4 protein-coding genes are annotated in these 4,432 nt (G+C 70.6%); all 4 read right to left on the bottom strand.

The genetic code is table 11. The annotated features are described in order from the left end of the window. Positions 1–1,330: adenylosuccinate lyase (gene purB / locus G6022_RS05850; protein ID WP_182691158.1), on the bottom strand; the 1,330-nt coding region annotated here is incomplete at its 3' end. A gap of 21 nt (positions 1,331–1,351) precedes the next feature. Next, positions 1,352–1,495, bottom strand: coding sequence for a hypothetical protein (locus tag G6022_RS05855; protein ID WP_159110286.1), 144 nt, complete (start codon positions 1,493–1,495; stop codon positions 1,352–1,354). Between the two features lie 9 nt (positions 1,496–1,504). Continuing rightward, positions 1,505–2,698, bottom strand: a complete 1,194-nt coding sequence (locus tag G6022_RS05860; protein ID WP_182640125.1) for an aminotransferase class I/II-fold pyridoxal phosphate-dependent enzyme — start codon at positions 2,696–2,698, stop codon at positions 1,505–1,507. Positions 2,699–2,720: 22 nt separating this feature from the next. After that, complete coding sequence (locus tag G6022_RS05865) at positions 2,721–4,349, bottom strand: DASS family sodium-coupled anion symporter (protein ID WP_241731072.1); 1,629 nt, start codon at positions 4,347–4,349, stop codon at positions 2,721–2,723. Positions 4,350–4,432: the final 83 nt, after the last annotated feature.

A 4,432-nucleotide genomic window follows, 5' to 3' on the forward strand; every position in this document is an offset into this window, starting at 1 on the left:
CCCCCTCGAGCGCCGCGCGGTCCAGCGGCAGCCGGTCGTCGGCGGCGAGCCGGTCGACGAGGTCGGGCTCGCGGCCCTCCTCCCGCATCGCCAACGCCACCGCCACCGCGTTCTCCTTGATCGCCTCGTGCGCGACCTCTCGGCCGACCCCGGCCCGGACGGCCGCCATGAGGACCTTGGTGGTGGCGAGGAACGGCAGGTAGCGCTGGAGCTCCTTGTCGATCACGGCCGGGTACGCCCCGAACTCGTCGAGCACGGTCAGGAACGTCTCGAACATGCCGTCCAGCGCGAAGAACGCATCCGGCAGAGCGACACGACGCACCACCGAGCAGAAGACGTCGCCCTCGTTCCACTGCGCGCCGGCGAGCTCGGCGGCCATGGAGCCGTACCCGCGGAGGACCACCTGGAGCCCGTTGACCCGCTCGCAGGACCGGGTGTTCATCTTGTGCGGCATCGCCGACGACCCGACCTGGCCGGGCTGGAAACCCTCGGTGACCAGCTCGTGTCCGGCCATCAGCCGGATCGTGTGGGCCAGCGAGGACGGGCCGGCGCCCAACTGGACCAGCGCGGAGACGACCTCGTGGTCGAGGGACCGCGGGTACACCTGGCCGACCGAGTCCAGGGTCCGGGAGAAGCCCAGGTGCCCGGCGATGCGGCTCTCGAGCTCCGACATCTTCCCGGCGTCGCCCCCGAGCAGGTCGAGCATGTCCTGCGCGGTGCCCATCGGGCCCTTGATACCGCGCAGGGGGTACCGCTCCATCAGTGAGTCGACCCGCTCGAGCGCCAACAGCAGCTCATCGGCCGCGGAGGCGAAGCGCTTGCCCAGGGTGGTGGCCTGCGCGGCGACGTTGTGGCTGCGGCCGGCCATCACCTGATCGCGGTGCGCCACCGCGTGCTCGGCCAACCGGCGAACCGCCGCCACCCCGCGGTCGCGGACCAACTCGAGGGAGCGGATCACCTGGAGCTGCTCGACGTTCTCGGTGAGGTCCCGGCTCGTCATTCCCTTGTGGATCTGCTCGTGTCCGGCGAGGGCGTTGAACTCCTCGATCCGGGCCTTGACATCGTGCCGGGTCACCCGCTCGCGCTCGGCGATCGACGCCAGGTCCACGCGATCGATCACGGCCTCGTAGGCCTCGATCACACCGTCGGGAACGGTGACTCCCAGATCACGCTGGGCGCGCAGGACCGCGATCCACAGCTGCCGCTCGAGCACGATCTTGTGCTCGGCGGACCACAGAGTGGCCAGGTCGGCGCTCGCGTAGCGCGAGGCGAGGACGTTGGAGATCCGGGGCTTGGTGGCCCGGGCGGGTACGGCGTTCTGGGCGGTCACGCCCCCAGTATCGCAGCCCGGTCAGGAGATCATCGAGCCGCCGGTGGACCCGGCGAGGATCTCGCGTGCGTTGAGGTAGACCTGATCCACCGTCAGCGGCGCCTCGAGCAACAGCCACGGGCGGGTGATGTAGACGATGGTGGTGATGATCTCGGCGGAACCCATGCGCCGACGTTAACCCGTGGGCGGCTGATGCGGGACCAGTACGGCCTCCAGTCGGTCCATCGCCTCGGCGATCTCGGCGGTGTCCCCGGCGAAGCTCAGGCGCACCGTGTGCCGACCGTCGACGGTGTCGAAGTCGACGCCGGGTGTCAGCGCGACCCCCGTGCGTTCGAGGATCTCCGCGCACCACGCCACCGAGTCGTCGGTCCATTGCGAGACGTCGAAGTAGGTGTAGAAGGCTCCGTCGGGAGGTGCGGTCTCCCCCACCCCGAGTCCGGCGAGTCGGCGCAGCACGAGCTCGCGGTTCCGGGCGTACCGCTCCACGTGTGAGTCGAGCTCGCCTGCCGAGTCCTCGGTGAACGCGGCGACGGCGGCGAACTGGGCGTGCGCGGGCGGGCAGATGGTGAGGTTGCCGATGAGCCGGTCCACGGGGGCGCCCAGGTACCGCGGCAGCAGCATCCACCCGATCCGCCAGCCGGTCATGGAGAAGTATTTGGACACCGAGCCCATCACCACGGACTCGCGGCTCGTCCGCCATGCGCTCGCGCACTCCCGGCCGTAGGTGACGCCGTGGTAGATCTCGTCGCTGACCAGCAACGTGCCGTTGGCCTCGCACCAGCGCGCGAGGGCGGCGAGCTCGGCGGCGTCGATGATCGTCCCGGTCGGGTTGGCGGGACTGGCCACGATGAGGCCGGCGGGTGGGTGGCCCAGCTCCACCGTGACCGCCTCGAGCTGCGCGACCGTGGGTTGGTACCGGGTCCCGGGGCCGCAGGCGATCTCGTGGACGCGGCAGCCCAGGGCCTGGAGGGTGTTGCGGTAGGCGGGGTACCCGGGGCGGGCCATGACGACGGTGTCCCCGGGATCGAACGCGGCCAGGAAGAGCACCGTGAATCCGCCGGACGACCCGGTGGTGACGACGACGTCGTCGGCGGTCACCTCGACACCGTCCACCCGCCGGTGGTGGTCCGCGATCGCCTCCCGGAGCGGTCGGATTCCGATCGCCTCGGTGTAGCCGAGGATCTCGCCGTCCACCGCGCGCCGTGCGGCCTCCAGCACCGGCCCGGGCGCCGGGGTCGAGGGCTGCCCGGCACACAGGGAGATCACGTCGCCGTGGGTCTCCTGACGCCGCGCCGCCGCGGCCAGGACACTCATGACGTGGAACGGCTCGACGGCCGACCTGAGAGAGGGGGTACGCGCGACGCTCATGCCCCCGACGCTATCGCCCCCGTCAGGAGGTCAGTCCGAACACCCACACCAGGAGGGTCATGGTGACGAGCGTGATGAGCACGATCCCCACGAGGTTGAGCCACACCCCGCCGCGGATCATCTGGCCGATCGTCACGTATCCGGATCCGTACGCGATGGCGTTGGGCGGGGTCGCCACCGGCAGCATGAACGCGCAGGTGGCGGCCAGGGCGACCGGGACCGCCAGCAGCATCGGGTCGAGCCCGAGACCCAGCGCCACCCCACCCGCGACCGGCAGGAACGTCGCAGCGGTCGCGGTGTTGCTGGTCAGTTCGGTCAGGATGAGGACCCCGCCGGCGGCGACGACGACCAGCAGGACGACCGGCAGGCCACCGAGGGCGGCGGACTTCTCACCGATCCAGTCGGTGAGCCCGGACCCGGAGAACTGGGCCGACAGCGCCAGCCCGCCGCCGAAGAGCAGGAGCACCCCCCAGGGCAGGGCGAGCGCGGCCTCCCACGTCAACAGGCGAACGCCACGCGCGGTGCCGGCGGGAAGCAGGAACAGCACGAGTCCGGCGATCAACGCGATCCCCGCGTCGGAGACGGGCGGGTCCTCCCACACCAACGGCACGGTCACCCACGCGACGGCGGCGGCGACGAACACGGCCAGGACGCGTTTCTCGCCCGACGAGATGGGGCCGAGGCTGCGCAGCTCGTCGTCGAACAGTTGCCGCCCCCCGGGGATCCGCTCCACCTCCGGCTTGAACAGCACCTTGGTGAGCAGGAACCAGGCGACCAGGAGCATCACGATCGACAGTGGGAGACCCACCATCATCCACCGGCCGAAACCCAGGATGATGCCGTGCTCGCTCTCGAGGTAGCCGGCGAGCAGGGTGTTGGGCGGGGTTCCGATGATCGTCGCCAGCGATCCGATCGACGCGGCGTAAGCGATGCCCAACATGAGGGCGGTCCCGAAGTTCGACCGGATGACGGCCTTCTTGACCTCGTCGGACGTCGGGTCCGACGAGGAGTCCATCCGGGGCATCGACCCCTCGGGGTCGTCCTCCTGCCCTCCGGACCCGGTCCCGCCCAGTTCGGAGGCGAGCATGAGGACGGAGACGCCGATCGGCAGCATCATCACGGCCGTGGCGGTGTTGGACACCCACATGCTCAGGAAGCCGGTCGCGATCATGAACCCGGCGATGACCCGTGTCGAGCGGGTGCCCATCGCCCGGACCGTCAGCAGGGCGATCCGTCGGTGCAGGTTCCACCTCTGCATGGCGATCGCGATGAGGAATCCGCCCATGAACAGGAAGATGATGTTGTTGCCGTACTGGGCGCCGACGTCGTCGACCGAGATGTCCTGACCCAGCACCGGGAACGCGATGAGCGGCACCAGCGCCGTGGCGGGGATGGGGATGCACTCGGTCATCCACCAGATCCCCAGCAGCACCGCCACGGCAGCGGTCAGTCGCGCATTGTGCTCCAGGTCCCCCGGCATGACCGTGTAGACCAGCACCGCGGCCGCGACCCCGGCGACGGTCCCGACCACACTGCGGACGAACTCGCCGCGGGGCACGGCGCCGTCGCGCTCACCGGGCGACTTCTGCTCGATCTCCGCGCCGCGGTCCGGGTCCGGGTCCAGGCCGCTCAGGTGGGGGGCCATGACCATCCTCCGGCCCCTCGGCCGATCACGGTCGCCGGTTGCCATCGCCTTCTCCCTCGCGCGCCACGCGTCCCGGAGCGCCCCCCCCC

It is taken from the genome of Dietzia sp. Cai40, from assembly GCF_014145165.1.
GTDB lineage: Bacteria > Actinomycetota > Actinomycetes > Mycobacteriales > Mycobacteriaceae > Dietzia > Dietzia natronolimnaea.